A 14,997-nucleotide genomic window follows, 5' to 3' on the forward strand; every position below is an offset into this window, starting at 1 on the left:
TCAGAGCGGGATGACGCTCTCGCTGTTGAGTGCCCGCCAGGACCGCCGGCATGCCGCGACGGCCCGCTGGCGCAGCCGCCATTGCACCGACCTGAGGTGATGCCCGGCCGCGCGCTGGGTCATGTGGTCGATGAACTCGGAGTCCATGATCGCGTAGCCGCCGTCGATGCGTTCCCACAGCCCGTTCACCCACAGCTCGAAGGCGGGCACGGTCGCGTCCGGCACGATGCGCTCAAGGGCGATATCGGCGATGAATTGCGGGTGCACGGTGTGGACACTGTGTGCGACGGCCAGCACGTGCAGACGCAGGGCCTCGCGGGTGATGTCACGCGCGATGTGGCGCGCGTACAAGGTCTCGGTTTCGGCGGAGACCGCTCTGTCTCGCATGGCCTGACTATAGCGTTTACCTGACCGAAACATGAAAAACGCGGCCGCTGGACCTCAGCCGGGACTGCCCGCAACGCGCCGCCGGTAGGCCGACGGCGTTTCGCCACAGAACTGGGTGAAGCAGCGGGTGAACGAGCTCAGGTTGTCGAACCCGACCGCGGAAGAAGTCGCCTGGACCGACTGGCCCGGCCCGGCAAGCAGCGCCATGGCCCGCAGCATCCGGGCGTGCAGCAGGTAGGTTCGCCAGGACAGTCCCAAGGTGTCGGAGAACAGCCGGCGCAGGGTGCGCTCCGACACCGCGACCGCCCGGCTGACATCCGTGACGGTCACCGAATCCAGGTGCTCCTTCGTGTACGCCAGCGCGGCCGCCACGATCGGATGGTCCGAGGTCGGCAGGCTCAGCGGCGCCTCGTGATCGAGTGCGTCGGTGACGATGTGGGCCAGCGTGGCGAAAAAGCCGTCCGAGACACGCTCGTCCTGGGCGGAGCCGGGGCGCCGCTCGATCGGCCAGCGAAGGGCGTAGATCATCATCTCCCGGATCAACGGCGACACCGCGATGATCCGGGCGCGATCACCGGGCTCGGCAATCATCGACGGATCGAACATCACCGCAACGGTTTTGACGTCCGGATTCATCACCGCCTGATGTTCCAGGCCGGCCGGTATCCATGCGGCCTGCTGGGGTGGCAGCAGATAGTGCGCGCAGTCCGTCTCCACCTCGACCACGCCGGCCACGGCGTATTCGATCTGGTGGACCTCATGGGAGTGCCATCCGGTGATCAGGCCGTCGCCCTCGTACAGGTAGCTCCCGGCCAGCGCCTGGCCGCCGCGGCGCAGTTCGATCACCGGCCGGCGCGGGGCGTCGATATTGGCCGAAACAGGTAAACGTCTGTCCGATAGCGCAGAGACGGTCACGAGTTCCGAGGGTACTAGTTAGGTATGAAGACCGACGACCTCATCCTGGTGAGCATCGACGACCACGTCGTGGAACCGCCCGACATGTTCCTCAACCATGTGCCGGCCAAGTACAAGCCGGAGGCGCCGATCGTGGTGACCGATGACAAGGGCGTCGACCAGTGGATGTACCAGGGCCGGCCGCAGGGTGTCAGCGGACTCAACGCCGTGGTGTCCTGGCCGCCCGAGGAATGGGGTCGCGATCCCGCCGGCTTCGCCGAGATGCGTCCCGGGGTCTACGACGTCCACGAGCGGGTCCGCGATATGAATCGCAACGGCATCCTGGCCTCGATGTGTTTCCCGACGTTCACCGGCTTCTCGGCCCGGCATCTCAACATGCACAGGGAAGAAGCGACACTGGTGATGGTGTCGGCCTACAACGACTGGCACATCGACGAGTGGGCCGGATCGTATCCGGACCGGTTCATCCCGATCTCCATCCTGCCCACCTGGAATCCCGAGGCGATGACCAAGGAGATCCGGCGGGTGGCGGCCAAGGGTTGCCGCGCGGTGACGATGCCGGAACTGCCCCACCTGGAAGGGCTGCCCAGCTATTTCGACGAGGACTACTGGGGCCCGGTCTTCCGCACGCTCTCGGAGGAGAACGTGGTGATGTGCCTGCACATCGGCACCGGCTTCGGCGCGATCTCGATGGCCAAGGATGCCCCGATCGACAATCTGATCATCCTCGCGACCCAGGTATCGGCCATGTGCGCCCAGGACCTGCTGTGGGGCCCGGCGATGCGCAACTACCCGGACCTGAAGTTCGCCTTCTCCGAAGGGGGCATCGGCTGGATCCCGTTCTATCTGGACCGCAGCGACCGGCACTACACCAACCAGAAATGGCTGCGCCGGGACTTCGGCGACAAGATGCCCAGCGATGTCTTCCGCGAGCACTCGCTGGCCTGCTACGTCACCGACAAGACCTCGCTGAAACTGCGGCACGAGATCGGTATCGACAACATCGCCTGGGAATGCGACTACCCGCACTCGGACTGCTTCTGGCCCGACGCCCCCGAGCAGGTGCTCGCCGAGCTGAACGCGGCCGGCGCGTCCGACTCCGATATCAACAAGATCACCTGGGAGAACTCCTGCCGCTTCTTCGGCTGGGATCCGTTCAAGCTGACCCCGAAAGATCAAGCCACGTCGGGGGCGCTGCGCGCGAAAGCCACCGATGTGGACGTCTCCATCCGGCCACGTGCGGAATGGGCGCGCCTCTACGACGCGAAGCAGTTCGCCACGACGTGAGGCTGGACTAGGCTGGTGGCATGACCGATCTGGATCGTGCCGCAGCCCGTCGTGACATCGCCGATGCCCTGGTGAAGGCGCTCGATCGCCGGCACGAGGTGCTCGACATCATCGTGGACGCCGAAGACCGCGACGCTGCCGTCGACGCCATCGCAACCCTGCTGGGCACCAGCCACGCCGGCGGCGAGGCGGTCATCGGGCTGTCCTTCGACCGGCTCACCAAGGAATCGCGCCGGATCATCGCCGAGGAACTCGACGATCTGAACAGCCAGCTGACGTTCACCCTCAACGAGCGCCCCGCGTCCTCGGCCGAAACCCTGGCGCTGCGCGCGTTTTCGGGTGCCGAGGACCGTGACATCTTCGAGGTGCGCATCCAGGACCAGGGTGCCGCCGGCGACGGTTCCGGTGCGCCTGCCGGTGCACTCGACGACGAGATCGCTTCGGCGCTGGCCAGGGTCGAAGCCGAGGAAGCCGCGTGGTTTGTCGCGCTGGAGGGGGACCAGAAGGTCGGGTTGGTGTTCGGTGAACTCAACGGCCACGAGGTCGAGGTGCGGATCTGGATTCACCCTGAGCATCGCAAGAAGGGTTACGGCACTGCGGCCCTTCGCAAGTCGCGCTCCGAGATGGCGATCTACTTTCCGGCGGCGCCCGTCGTCGTCCGCGCCCCGAGCGCCTGACGCTCAGCCGTCCTCATGGCGCCCGTCGTCCCAGCGTGCACGGTCTGAGCTGATACTCGGATCGGTATCGTGATGGGCGCCATCGGCATTCGCCGACCAGGCCGTGCCCGCGCAGACCAGATCGTGTGGCAGCGTCAGTTCGGTCGGGAAATCCGGTAAGCCGGGCACCGCCGGCAGTGCCAGCGGGGGTGGCGGGGTGGCCGCGACCACCGCCGGCGCCGAAGCCAGCATCGGAAGCACGCTTCCCATCGCATCAATCGGTAACGCGGCGGCTACCGGCGGCGCGGCCACGGCCGGCGGGACGGCGATCGCCGCCGCATCGACCGGTGACGCGGCGGCGCCCAACGGTGCCGCGTCGGCAGGTGGTGCCGGGATCGCGGCGATATCGGTGGGCGGAGGCGGCGCTGCCACCGCCGCGGGCGCCGGGGGAACCTCTTCGACAGGCGGGGGCGCCACCATCGGTGCGGCTGCCACGGGCGGGGGCGGAGGAGCGGCATCGACGACGGGGGGCGCGGGAGCCACCGCGATCACATTGGCCGCCGGTGTGGCGTCGACTACCGCGGGCGCGGCCACCGGCGCCGCATCGGGTACCGGTGCGGCGGCTTCGATCAAGGGTGCCGTTGCCGGAATCGGTGCAGCGCCAAGGGGAATCGGGACGCCCAGCGGTACCGGTGGGACCGCGAGCGGCACGGCCGGCGCCGCGACAGGAGCGGCTAGAGCGGCGGGGGCCGCCGCGGCAGCTGCCGCGGGTGCCGCATCGACGGCAACGACGTCCGCAGCCGGAAGGACGGCGGGGACGGCCGCGGGGGCTATCGCCTCAGGAACTAGTGCCTCAGGAGCCATCGCCTCGGGAGCCGGGATAGCGACGACGGGCACCGCCGGCACCGCATCGGGTGCGGCAGCCACGACGGGTGCGGCGCTTTCGGGTACCACCGCCGAGGCCTCGACCAGCGGCTCCGCCGGCGCCGGGGCAGCCGGAAGCGGCGGCGGCACGACGACGTCCGGCGGCGGCGCCATGAGCGCCTCCGGAACGATCTCGGGGGAGGCCGCCAGCTGCTGCACCATGTCCAGGCACGGCACCCCGGGGCTCGCCGCGGACTCCGCATCGGCGATCGCCGCGGGGTTGATGATCAGCATCGAACAGTAGAGCCCGACTGCCGCCACCGCCGTGAGCGCAGAGCGATTCGAGACGTGCGACATGGAATCCGATTCTCCTTGCGGCGGCGACAAAGAGAACCTATCGCGAATCGGAATTCGCACAAGGCGCCGATTCGGTGGATGTCGATCCGTTGTCAAGCAGAGTCAATTCTGTGACACGGCAGGTATTTACGGGGTCAACGTTGACCGGCAGCGTGTTCCATGAGGGCCAGCGAATCCTCCAGATGGGTCAGCAGCCGCTGCAGATGCGGCACGCTGCGCCGGCACCCCACCAAGCCGAAATCCAGGTTGTCGGCATTGTTGGTGAGCGTGATGTTCAGTGCCTGGCCGTCCAGCGCGATGGACAGCGGATAGTTGCCGTCCAGGCGCGCTCCCTGCCAGTACATCGGCTGCCTGGCACCGGGCACATTCGAGATGACGATATTGAACGGGGGCGGCGCCGAGGACACGAAGCCGGGGAGCAGGCCCAGCGCGATACCCGACATCAGGAAGCCGGACAGGGCCAGCGCCTCCAGCCGCGGCAGCTCGGCGAACACCTGCTTGTTGTCGCGCATGGATGCGCTGATCTTCTCCAGTCGCTCGAGCGGATCGGCGATATCGGTCGCCAGATTGCACAGGATGGTGCCGACCATGTTCCCCCCGGCGTCCTGCTCGTGCTCACCGCGCAGACTCACCGGAACCATTGCCACCAAGGGAGTTTCGGGCAGCGCCTGCTGCTCCAACAGATAGGCGCGCAACGCCCCGGCAGCCATCGCGAGCACGGCGTCGTTGACGGTGGCGCCGCTGACGGCGTCCTTGACGGCCTTGATCCTGGCCAACGGCCAGGACTGGGCCGCGCACCGGCGTGCGCCGCCGATCGGCACGTTGAAGATGGTCTTGGGCGCACGGAACGGCAACGTCAGCTGCTGCTCCACCAGAGCGGCACGGGCCAGCGTGAGCGCCGAGGGCGCCAGTCCGGCCATCGCGCCGACCGCACCCGTGGCGGCTCCCAGCAATGACGACCCGCGGCGCGCCGGCGTGGCCGGGCGCGTGCGCGGCGGCAGTGCCCAGGGCACCCGCACTTGCCTGTCGTCGGGATCGGCGGAGAGGGTGCGGATCATCAGCCGCTGCGCGGAAACCCCGTCCAACAAGGAGTGGTGGATCTTGGTGTAGACGCCGAATCGTCCGTCGTGCAGACCCTCGACGAGATACGCCTCCCACAGCGGACGGTGCCGGTCCAGCAGCGTGCCGTGCAGTCGTGAGGTCAGCTCCAGCAGCTCACGCACTCGACCCGGGCGGGGCAGCGCCGACCTGCGCAGGTGATAGTCGATGTCGACGTCGTTGTCGAAAGCCCAAGTCAGATTGCTGATTCCGCCGAACATGCTGGCGGGGTGCTTACGGAAGGCGGGCTGGAATTCGTCGCATTTGGCGATCGACTCGTAGATGTCGGTGACGAACTCGGGGCCCGCCCCCTCGGGTGGCCGGTACAGCTGCAGCCCGGCCACATGCATCGGATGCTCGCGGGACTCACCGAGCAGGAACATCGCATCGGTTGGCGAGATCAACTTCATGCGGATGACGCTACCGATCCGGCCGCGAGCCCGACGCGCTTTGCTCAGGCAGTCGGAGTGGCACCCAACACACGTTGCAGATCGGGCTTCATCGCCTGCAGCTGCGACCCCCAGTAGCCCCAGCTGTGTGTCCCGTCGGGGGGGAAGTTGAACACCCCGTTGCGGCCGCCGGCGGCGACGTAACGCTTCTGGAACTCCTTGTTGGTGTTCAGCGTGATGTTCTCCAGGAACTGGGCGCTGTACAGACCGCCGAAGTCGGATCCGGAGTCCAGTTCGGACGGGGCGCCGTTACCGCAATACACCCAGACCGCGGTGCCGTTGGCGGCCAGCGTGGCGACGTTCACCATCGGGTCGTTGCGCCGCCACGCCGGGTCGGTGCTCTGTCCCCACATGTCGGTGGCCCGGTACCCGCCGGCATCTCGCATCGCCACACCGATCAGCGTGGGCCACAGTCCCAGTGAGGGATTGACGAAACCGGACAACGAGCCGGCGAAGATGAACTGGGTGGGATGCCAGATCGCCAGGGTCAGGGCCGACCCGCCCGACATCGACAATCCCACCACCGCATTGCCGGTCGGACTGATCCCGCGGTTGGCCGCCAGCCACGCGGGCAGTTCTTGGGTCAGGAACGTCTCCCACTTGTAGGTGGTCGTGCCCGCATTGCCCTTCGCCGGTGCATACCAGTCGGTGTAGAAGCTCGATTGCCCGCCGACCGGTACCACCAGTGACAGCCCGGAGCGGTAGAACCAGTCGAAGACCGGGGTGTTGATATCCCAGCCGCTGAAGTCGTCCTGGGCCCGCAGGCCGTCCAGCAGGTACACCGCATGCGGTCCGCCGCCCTGGAACCCCACGGGGATGTTGCGGCCCATCGAGGGTGAGGGCACCTGCAGCAGTTCGATCGGCCCGCCGGCACTGGAGAACGCCGCAGCGTTCGGTGCGCCGACGGACACCGATCCGGCCAATAGGACGGCGGTGGTCACCAGTCCCAGGATGCGGCGGAGCAGGGGCATGTACCGCAAGCTAGCAGCCGGGCGGGTGCCCGCACCGCATCGACGCGGGCCGTGATCACGTTGTGATGTCACGGTTTATCGACGGGCCGACGGCTCAGGCCGCGACCACGATGGTCAGCTCGTTGCCGCTGCGTTCGACCCGCATCCCGGCCCGGCGGGCGAGCGCTGCGACCTTGCCGGCATCGTCGGGTTCGGACCGGCTGGACACCAGGGCCCGGGCCAGCCTGCCCTTGTGGGCCTTGTTGAAATGGCTCACCACGGTCCGCTTGCCAGAACTGTTCTCCGACAACACATCAACCGTGACCGCACCGGGCAGCCGGCCCAGCGCCGCGTACGATCCGGATCGCAGATCGACCACCAATTCGGCTGCGGCGATATCGGCCAGTACGGGTTCGAGCACAGGTCGCCAGCGGGCGGCCAGCGTCGGTTGCCCGGGCAGTTTGGACCCCGCCGAGAGGCGATATGCGGGTATCGGGTCGTCGGCCCGCAGCAGCCCGAACAGTGCCGAACCGACCGCCAGGCGCGCCCGGGCGCGGGCCGCGGTGGCGCCACGCAGGGAGTCGACATCCAGTGCGTCGTAAAGGACTCCGGTGTAGCGATGAATCGCCGGAACAGTCCCTGATGTCAAAAGTGCTGCATTGCGGTCGATCTCGCCGTCCTGCGCCGCCGTGATGCCCAGCGCGCGGCGGCAGGTCTCGCGATCGGCGGACAGCGCGACGAGTTCGCCGACCAGCGCGGCGCGCAGTGAATGTAGCGCGGGGGAGCTGAGTGCGTCGATGGTCAGCGATGGGCCGTCGCCCCCCGCACGTTTGGTCTCCGACGGAGGTAACAGCACGATCACCGCAGAGAGGGTAGCCGAGTCGACTTCGGTGCCGGTGGGGCACCGGGTGGGCGTCTCGGGAGCGCCACGGTCCGGCGCGGGCGCATTTGTGCGTCGAATTGTGACGGGCTCGCAGGTGTGTCAGTGAGCGCGGGAATGGTTGAGCATGCGTTGCTGCGGGATGATTTTCCGAATGTGCGCGGCGTGTGACCGATTTCCGAATCGACCGCCGCGCGGTTTGCTGAGAATACACACATCGGTGTGCAATCGACCGTTCGGCCGATTTTCCGCCGCGCCCTATGAAACTGGCCGGACCTGCGATTTCCTGGACGCCGCCGCACGGCTCCCGGCACCGAACCGGGCGGCGGGTGGAATCGCACGAAAATCGGTGCGGTGCGTTGTCTGTCGACCAGCGCACGGGTATCTCGATCGTTAGCCGCTTCACATACCTGATCGTTTAGCATTACAAGTGCCGCAATCTTCGATTCCGGAAAAGGCTATAGAACGCGGCTGGCTCTGGTCAGCCCCAGGAACGACAGGGGAACTCCGGTGACCGCTCAGGAACTCGTGGATGCCGATACCGAGGACGATGGTCGTGAAGGAGGTCTCGGCGTCAATGTGCGGGTGGTGGTCCACCCGGATACCGACGATGAGGCGCGCGGGATCATCGTCGACGACTTCGGTGATGCAGCTGGTTATGCGGTTTCCGTCGGCGATAACGTGATTGCCGACCCGGCCCGCCGCTGGGCGGTCCAGCTCGACAGCGGGTCACTGACCTTCGTCAACAGCGACGCGCTGCGTCCCGAGTAGAGGTCAGGCCTGGTCGGGTAACTCGCCGAGCAATTCGTCGAGGAAACCGCCTGCTTCCTGCGCCGCGCGGTCGACGTCCCCTGCGTCGATCGCCTCGACCAGCCCCCGGTGCCTGATGTGCGCGGCGGCTGCGGTCTCGTGGGTAGTGGTGGCGACGCTGGCGAGTACCACCTCGGTGAGGCCACGATAGAGCTCGGTCAGCACGGTGTTGTGGGCGCTGCGCACCACGGCGAAGTGCAGATCGGCGTCGGCGCGAACGAAGTCTTCGATGGCGTTCTCCCGCTGTAGTTCATCGCGGCGGTGCAACAACTGCCAGAGCTCGGCGAGATCGTCCGCGGTCCGGGCGGACGCCGCCAGCCGGGCGCCCTCGACTTCCAGGCATCGCCGGACCTGCAGTACTTCCCGCAGCTCGGATCCGCACAGTCGGCGTAGTGCCCCCGATACCTCGCTGGTGGCCCGCACATAGGTGCCGTCGCCTTGCCGGACCTCCAGGATGCCGCCGTGCGCCAACGCCCGGACGGCTTCCCGCACGGTGTTACGTCCCACCCCGAGTGTTTCGGAGAGCGCCGGTTCGGTGGGGATCTTGGTGCCGATGGGGTATTCGCCGGCGGTCACCGACGCGCGCAGTTGGTCGATGACCTGGTCGACCAATCCGGTTCGACGTGTGGTGGCTAGTGGCACTCAAAGCCCCTTTCATCCAATCATGGGATGTATGGCATGCTAATTCCGGTGATCGACTCTCGCCACCGCAACACGATCGACCGGCCGCCGGCGGCCGGTGTCCTGGAGAGGAAACCGGCAGCCGGTGGGCTGCTGTTGACGGTGGCTGTCGTACTCACTGCCCTCAATCTTCGCCCCGCGATCACCAGTGTGGGTCCGTTGTTGGGCGATATGCGTGATTCACTGGGCGCTTCCGGGACGTGGGCCGGATTACTCACCACCCTGCCCGGTTTGTGCTTCGCCGCCGCGGGCCTGGCAGCGCCGCGATTGGCCGCCAGGATCGGCGTCGACCGCGCGATCACGGTGGCGCTGGTGGTTCTCAGCGTGGGTCTGCTGGCACGGGTCCTCGACGGGCCGGCGGTGGTCATCGGCGGCACGCTCGTCGCGACCGCGGGTATCGCGTTGATCAATGTGCTCATCCCCGTCGTCATCAAACGGTCCTTCGCAGCGCGGATCGGTGCGATGACGGGTATCTACACCGCGGCGCTGCAGGGCGGCGGCGCCCTCGGTTCGGCCGTCACGCCGGCGCTCGATGCGGTCTCGGGCTGGCGTACCGCCCTTGGCGCCTGGGCGGCGCTGGCGGCGCTCGCGTTGGCACTGTGGCTCGCCGCCACCGGACGACGCGGGGTCCCGGCCGCGGTGGCGCCGCGGGTGGCCGGCCACGAGGACCCGCCGCCGCGCCGATCGATGCTGCGCAGTCCGCTGGCGTGGATCATCACGCTGTTCTTCGGCTGCCAGGCCTTCCTGGCCTATGTGGTCATGGGCTGGCTGCCGGCGGTGTTCATCGACAGTGGGATGAGCAAGACGACCGCCGGGTTACTGCTCGGGCTGATCTCGGTGCTGGCAGTCCCGGTGAGCATCGTGATCGCACCCGCTGCGGCCCGCAGACCCAGCCAGAGCGGCTGGATCGTCGGTCTGGGCGCGCTGGGCTTCGTCGGCGTCACCGGACTGGCCGTGGCGCCGGACGTGGCGCCGTTGTTGTGGAGCGTGCTGCTCGGCCTCGGGATGAGCGTGTTCTCGCTGGCCCTCACGGTCATCGCACTGCGCTCCCGCGATGCCGCCGACACCGCCGCGCTGTCCGGCATGGTGCAGGGGATCGGCTATCTGCTGGCCGGGGTCGGACCGTTCCTGTTCGGCCTGCTGCACGATCTGACGGGCGGCTGGACGGTGTCCTGGGCCGTGGTGCTGGTGGTTTATGCCGTTCAGATGGTGACGGGCGCGCTGGCGGGCCGGAACCGGTACGTGTAGCCCGCGCCGGTTAGACCGGGATGGTGTCCGGAGCCGGCGGGTTCACCGGTGCAGGCGGCATATCGGCCGGCGCCGGTGGCGCGGCATCCTGCGGCGCCGGCGGGGCGAAGTCGACGGGCACCGCCGGGATGTCCGCCGGAGCGGGCGGCAGGAATTCGACCGGGATCGGCGGCGCGTCGACCGGAGCGTTCGGGTCGGTCGGCGCCGCATCGGCGGGCATGGGCAGGTACATGTGGTGGGTGAACTGCGGCTGGTAGGCGCCGCCGCCACCGATCCGCACTCCACCGCCGCCTTCACCGGAGGAGACCGGCGTGCCGTCGGGCAGCGTCACCGCGGTGTGACCGCCGTTCCAGCCGATGACCAGGGTGCCGGGCGCGGTGCCGTACTTGAAGCCGCGCGCCAGCAGTGCACGTTCTTCGTTCCCGGTGTGGAAGCGGTCCCCGAAGACCGGGCGGTTGGTCGCGGCGTTGCTGACCCAGGATGCCAGACCCGAGCAATCCGTTCCTGCTGGGCTGTCCCCACCCGGAATGTACGGCGTTCCTGAAACCTGGTTGACGAGCGCCAGTAGCGACGCAAGAGCAAACATGCGGACGGACAGTAACAGAGCATTTTGTAAGGGAGCAAAATTCTGTGACTCCCTTCACAATTCAACAAGCCTATCGGAAAACTCACAAAACGGCTGGTGAACGGTGTTGGCGGGAGCCGTAATTCACCTTGTTAGCGGAGGTGGCATGGAGTTTTCGCAAAGATGTTGTCGGCCACGGCTACTGCCTGCTCTGCGGTGCGAGGAATGGGCCGATGCCGTGAATCATGTTGGCCTGGAGCGTTGTCCGTGATCACTTCCAAATCGCTTTCCGGACAATGAGATTCACAGATCTGCGTCGTGGTTGTCGATTCTGGCAATCGGAGTTCTGGCGGATCCGCCGGACTTGGCCAGTGCGGCCGCCAGGGCGTGCATGGCGGGTGCGGCGGACAGTAGCGCCGTGACGGCTTCGGTCGGCAATTCCGCCAGGACTTCTGCGATGCCGTCGGAGAGCGCGTCGTCGATCGCGCGTTTATCGGTGCGGGCCTTGGGCGTTGGGTGCAATACCGATACGCGCCGGTCATCTTCGTGTGGCGATTTCGAGACCAATCCGCGGTTGATCAGGGCCCGGACGGCGGCGCTGACATTGCTCGACTGCATGGCCACGATGCTCGCGACATCGGAGATGCTCAGGCCGGGTTCGTCCACGACGGCACGCAGCACCGCGAGCTCGGATGCCGGCAGGGGATCGAGGCCGGCGCGGTGCGGGCCAAAGCGCGTCAACCGCCAGGACAGCTCGTGCAGCGCGAGGGCGAGTTCTCGGGTGCGGGTGCCGGTCATCGGAGTGGTCTCCATCACGTCAGATTACATATTCTCCAATACATATGTTCCAATATATATCGATAAATATTCAACTTGGGATTGAGGTGCCTCCTTGACCACATCGACTCGTGGTTCCACCCCGGCGATGTTGATCGCTGTCCTGGCACTGCTGTCCGCCGTCACGCCGTTGTCCATCGACATGTATCTGTCGGCGTTTCCGGAGATGGCGGCCGAATTCGGTACGTCGGCGTCGATGATCCAGCTCACGCTGACCGCGCTGCTGATCGGCCTGGCGGTCGGTCAGCTGGTGATCGGCCCGTTGTCCGACCGCTACGGCAGGCGCATACCGCTGCTGGTCGGCAGCCTGGTCTGCCTTGTCGCCAGTCTGCTCTGCATCGTCAGCCCGACGGCGCCGGTCCTCATCGCGTTGCGGTTTGCGCAGGGCTTCGGCGGCGCCGCCGGGGTGGTGATCTCCCGCGCCATCGTGGCGGACCGAGCCACCGGGGCGGCGGCTGCCCGGCTGTTCGGCGTACTGATGGTCATCGGCGCGCTGGCACCGGTCATCGCGCCGGTTCTCGGCGGATTCATCGTCGCCGACCTGGGTTGGCGCGCGGTGTTCGCCGCGCTGGCTGTCTTGAACGCGTTGATGTTGCTCGGGGTCGTCTTCTTCACCCCGGAATCGCTCCCTCGTGACCGGCGGCGGCCCGGCGGACTGGCGGCGCTGCGGTCGAGCGCCCGAACCGTGCTGTCCAACCGTCGATACCTCGGCTACACGCTGGCACTGGCCTTCGTATTCACCGCGCTGTTCTCCTATATATCTGCTTCTCCGTTCGTACTGCAGAACATCGTCGGGCTGTCCCCTCGGGTGTACTCGCTGACCTTTGGGGGCTGCGCGGTGGTGATGGCCGTGATGAGCGCGCTGTCGGCCAGGTTGGTGACGCGTGTCGAGCCCCGCACGCTCCTCGCGGCCGGCGTGGCGGCAATGGTCGTCGTCACCGGACTGCTGTTGATCACCGTCACCGCCGGCGGCGTGGCGCCGGTGCCGACGATCGCACTCATGGCCTGTTTCATGGCCAGTATGGGTTTCATCGTGGCCAACGCCATGGCGCTGGCCACCGCCGAGGTCCGCTATGCGGCGGGGACCGGTTCGGCTGTGCTGGGATTTCTGCAGTACGCCCTCGGCGCCGGGGCGTCCCCTCTGGTCGGCCTGGCCGGTGAGCACAGTGCGGTACCCATGGGCATCGCCATGTTCGGTGCGGCCGTGCTGGCCGCGATCGCACTGATGGTCTTCACCCGCGGGCATCGGCCGGAACCGGCCGACACGCCTGAGCCCGAGGTGGCGACGGCGGTGCGCTGAGTGCCTCGGAACACGCGAAAGCCCGTGAATTCCTTGGGAATTCACGGGCTTTCGGGTCGTGGCTAGTGCCAGTCCCAGACGGACATGTCGTTGGGCGGGTAGTTCTGGCAGATGTCGGTGGTGTGGGCGGCGACGCCTTTGTTGTTGAAGAACAGTTTGGCCCAGTTGGGCCAGCGCCAGGACGTGGATGCGGTCTTGGGTGCCTTGTTGGTCGGCGGCGGGTTTGTTGTTGTAGTCGATCATGTAGCGCTCGTAGTAGACGGGTTCGACGTCGCGGGCGGCGGCCATGATCTGTTCGGCGGTGCACGGGGTGCGCAGGATGCGGTTGGGGATGGGGTAGTCGTCGGTGGCATCAGCTGAGGCGATGCCGGAGGTGGCGATGCCGGTGGCGAGGGCGCCGACGAGGGCGGCGGTGGCGGCGGCCAGGCGAAGTGTGGTGTGCATGGTGGTGTTCCTTCCTAGTGCTGGGCGGCCGCGACCTGGTCGAGGATGACGCGTTGGTCGGGGCAGTAGTAGTTCAGTGCCGAGCCCAGGAACTGCCAGTTCTGCTCGGTGGTGTTGTGGCGGTGCAGACCAGTTTGCCGATCCAGGCGTTGTAGTCCTTCTGCCCGTAGATGCCGTAGGTGTGCAACTCGTGGGCGAAGTTGGTGTCGGGATCGCGGTCATATGCCGGGTCCGCGGCCGCCGGGGCCGCCAATCCCAGTGCTGCACCGACGATCACGGCTGTGACGACAGACTTCACGACGAAACCTCCTCAGACTCCTTGTGGGCGGGCGCCGGCCACGGTGCCGGCAACGGACGCTGACGCACCCGCTGCGGCCACCAGAACCACTTGCCCAGCAGCGCCGCGATCGACGGCGTCATGAACGACCGGATGATCAACGTGTCGAACAACAGACCCAGACCGATGGTCGTTCCGACTTGTCCGATCACGATCAGGTCGCTGACCGACATGGAGATCATGGTGAAGGCGAACACCAGACCGGCCGAGGTGACCACCGATCCGGTGCCGCCCATCGACCGGATGATGCCGGTGTTCAGCCCGGCGTGGATCTCCTCCTTGAACCGGGACACCAACAACAGGTTGTAGTCGGATCCCACCGCCAACAGGATGATCACCGACATGGCCAGCACCAGCCAGTGCAGCGGCTGGCCGATGATGTGCTGCCAGATCAGCACCGACAGGCCGAATGATGTACCGAGCGAAAGCAACACGGTGCCGACGATGACGGCGGCGGCGACCACGGCGCGGGTGATGATCAGCATGATGATGAAAATCAGGCACAGGGAGGCGATGCCCGCGATCATGAGGTCGTATTTGGACGCGTCGGCCATATCTTTGAAGGTGGCGGCGGTTCCGGCCAGGTAGATCCTGGAACCCTCCAGCGGGGTGCCCTTGATCGCCTCCTTGGCGGCCTTCTTGATGGCCTCGATATGCGAGATGCCTTCGGGGCTCATCGGATCCCCGTCGTGGCTGATGATGAAGCGCACCGACTTGCCGTCGGGGGAGATGAAACTCTTCATGCCCCTCTTGAATTCGGGGTTGTCGAAGGTTTCCGGCGGCAGGTAGAACGAATCGTCGTTGCGTGAGGCGTCGAACGCTTCGCCCATCGCCGACGAGTTGTCCTGCATCGCCGACATCTGATCCTGTATGCCCTTCTGGGTCTGATACATGGTCAGCATGTAGGTCTTCATATTCTTCATCGTCGCGAT

At 66.8% G+C, this 14,997-nt stretch carries 15 protein-coding genes and 2 pseudogenes; 5 read left to right on the plus strand and 12 right to left on the minus strand.

Translation table 11 applies throughout. The annotated features are described in order from the left end of the window. On the minus strand, window positions 1-387 hold the full coding sequence (locus H7J86_RS02970) for a hypothetical protein (protein ID WP_090360648.1): 387 nt from the start codon (window positions 385-387) through the stop codon (window positions 1-3). 54 nt (window positions 388-441) lie between these two features. Then, window positions 442-1,302, minus strand: a complete 861-nt coding sequence (locus tag H7J86_RS02975) for an AraC family transcriptional regulator (RefSeq protein WP_090360646.1) — start codon at window positions 1,300-1,302, stop codon at window positions 442-444. 24 nt (window positions 1,303-1,326) lie between these two features. On the opposite strand from H7J86_RS02975, the gene H7J86_RS02980 reads away from it, so the two are divergent. Together H7J86_RS02980 and H7J86_RS02985 are read left to right on the plus strand one after the other, a co-directional pair. After that, entirely contained in the window at window positions 1,327-2,589 is a 1,263-nt protein-coding gene (locus H7J86_RS02980) for an amidohydrolase family protein (RefSeq protein ID WP_090360643.1), read from the plus strand. A gap of 20 nt (window positions 2,590-2,609) precedes the next feature. After that, the gene (locus H7J86_RS02985) at window positions 2,610-3,266 is read left to right on the plus strand and encodes a GNAT family N-acetyltransferase (protein WP_090360642.1); all 657 of its coding nucleotides are present in this window, start codon (window positions 2,610-2,612) and stop codon (window positions 3,264-3,266) included. A gap of 3 nt (window positions 3,267-3,269) precedes the next feature. Here the strand turns inward: H7J86_RS02985 and H7J86_RS02990 are convergent, their stop codons facing one another. From H7J86_RS02990 to yaaA, 4 genes are all read right to left on the minus strand, one after another. Further along, window positions 3,270-4,466, minus strand: a complete 1,197-nt coding sequence (locus tag H7J86_RS02990; RefSeq protein ID WP_267289267.1) for a hypothetical protein — start codon at window positions 4,464-4,466, stop codon at window positions 3,270-3,272. A gap of 134 nt (window positions 4,467-4,600) precedes the next feature. After that, window positions 4,601-5,974 (minus strand): WS/DGAT/MGAT family O-acyltransferase, encoded by a 1,374-nt coding sequence (locus tag H7J86_RS02995; RefSeq protein ID WP_090360637.1) that lies wholly within the window; start codon window positions 5,972-5,974, stop codon window positions 4,601-4,603. Window positions 5,975-6,018: 44 nt separating this feature from the next. Beyond that, on the minus strand, window positions 6,019-6,984 hold the full coding sequence (locus H7J86_RS03000; RefSeq protein WP_267289269.1) for an esterase family protein: 966 nt from the start codon (window positions 6,982-6,984) through the stop codon (window positions 6,019-6,021). Between the two features lie 94 nt (window positions 6,985-7,078). Next, window positions 7,079-7,825: a peroxide stress protein YaaA gene (yaaA, locus tag H7J86_RS03005; protein ID WP_267289271.1), complete on the minus strand. Its 747-nt coding sequence runs from the start codon at window positions 7,823-7,825 to the stop codon at window positions 7,079-7,081. 528 nt (window positions 7,826-8,353) lie between these two features. On the opposite strand from yaaA, the gene H7J86_RS03010 reads away from it, so the two are divergent. Beyond that, a complete protein-coding gene (locus H7J86_RS03010; protein WP_090360632.1) occupies window positions 8,354-8,614 on the plus strand; it encodes a hypothetical protein in 261 nt (86 codons plus the stop codon). Between the two features lie 3 nt (window positions 8,615-8,617). Here H7J86_RS03010 and H7J86_RS03015 read toward each other — a convergent pair whose 3' ends face one another. Then, on the minus strand, window positions 8,618-9,295 hold the full coding sequence (locus tag H7J86_RS03015) for a FadR/GntR family transcriptional regulator (protein WP_090360629.1): 678 nt from the start codon (window positions 9,293-9,295) through the stop codon (window positions 8,618-8,620). Between the two features lie 48 nt (window positions 9,296-9,343). On the opposite strand from H7J86_RS03015, the gene H7J86_RS03020 reads away from it, so the two are divergent. Beyond that, window positions 9,344-10,582 (plus strand): CynX/NimT family MFS transporter, encoded by a 1,239-nt coding sequence (locus H7J86_RS03020; RefSeq protein ID WP_372517213.1) that lies wholly within the window; start codon window positions 9,344-9,346, stop codon window positions 10,580-10,582. Window positions 10,583-10,592: 10 nt separating this feature from the next. Here H7J86_RS03020 and H7J86_RS03025 read toward each other — a convergent pair whose 3' ends face one another. Beyond that, window positions 10,593-11,168 (minus strand): glycoside hydrolase, encoded by a 576-nt coding sequence (locus tag H7J86_RS03025; RefSeq protein WP_090360627.1) that lies wholly within the window; start codon window positions 11,166-11,168, stop codon window positions 10,593-10,595. Window positions 11,169-11,450: 282 nt separating this feature from the next. Continuing rightward, on the minus strand, window positions 11,451-11,960 hold the full coding sequence (locus H7J86_RS03030) for a MarR family winged helix-turn-helix transcriptional regulator (protein WP_267289273.1): 510 nt from the start codon (window positions 11,958-11,960) through the stop codon (window positions 11,451-11,453). 112 nt (window positions 11,961-12,072) lie between these two features. Between H7J86_RS03030 and H7J86_RS03035 the strand changes: the two genes are divergently transcribed. Next, a complete protein-coding gene (locus tag H7J86_RS03035; RefSeq protein WP_267289307.1) occupies window positions 12,073-13,284 on the plus strand; it encodes a multidrug effflux MFS transporter in 1,212 nt (403 codons plus the stop codon). Between the two features lie 62 nt (window positions 13,285-13,346). Here the strand turns inward: H7J86_RS03035 and H7J86_RS03040 are convergent. The 3 genes and pseudogenes from H7J86_RS03040 to H7J86_RS03050 form a co-directional block, all read right to left on the minus strand. Next, window positions 13,347-13,728 (minus strand): annotated as a pseudogene (locus H7J86_RS03040) (DUF5078 domain-containing protein). 14 nt (window positions 13,729-13,742) lie between these two features. Then, a pseudogene (locus tag H7J86_RS03045) lies at window positions 13,743-14,026 on the minus strand (DUF732 domain-containing protein). Next, on the minus strand, window positions 14,023-14,997 hold a 975-nt coding region (locus tag H7J86_RS03050), incomplete at its 5' end, for an MMPL family transporter (RefSeq protein ID WP_267289275.1). The pseudogene H7J86_RS03045 and the gene H7J86_RS03050, both read right to left, overlap by 4 nt.

This window comes from Mycobacterium hackensackense (genome assembly GCF_025822555.1).
GTDB lineage: Bacteria > Actinomycetota > Actinomycetes > Mycobacteriales > Mycobacteriaceae > Mycobacterium > Mycobacterium fluoranthenivorans.

Bases quoted from the DNA above. Each gene is read 5' to 3' on its own strand.
- H7J86_RS02990 (WP_267289267.1), bottom strand. From the start codon at position 4,466: ATGTCGCACGTCTCGAATCGCTCTGCGCTCACGGCGGTGGCGGCAGTC.
- H7J86_RS02980 (WP_090360643.1), top strand. From the start codon at position 1,327: ATGAAGACCGACGACCTCATCCTGGTGAGCATCGACGACCACGTCGTG.
- H7J86_RS03035 (WP_267289307.1), top strand. From the start codon at position 12,073: ATGTTGATCGCTGTCCTGGCACTGCTGTCCGCCGTCACGCCGTTGTCC.
- H7J86_RS03030 (WP_267289273.1), bottom strand. From the start codon at position 11,960: ATGGAGACCACTCCGATGACCGGCACCCGCACCCGAGAACTCGCCCTC.
- H7J86_RS02985 (WP_090360642.1), top strand. From the start codon at position 2,610: ATGACCGATCTGGATCGTGCCGCAGCCCGTCGTGACATCGCCGATGCC.
- H7J86_RS02970 (WP_090360648.1), bottom strand. From the start codon at position 387: ATGCGAGACAGAGCGGTCTCCGCCGAAACCGAGACCTTGTACGCGCGC.
- H7J86_RS03000 (WP_267289269.1), bottom strand. From the start codon at position 6,984: ATGCCCCTGCTCCGCCGCATCCTGGGACTGGTGACCACCGCCGTCCTA.
- H7J86_RS02995 (WP_090360637.1), bottom strand. From the start codon at position 5,974: ATGAAGTTGATCTCGCCAACCGATGCGATGTTCCTGCTCGGTGAGTCC.
- H7J86_RS03025 (WP_090360627.1), bottom strand. From the start codon at position 11,168: ATGTTTGCTCTTGCGTCGCTACTGGCGCTCGTCAACCAGGTTTCAGGA.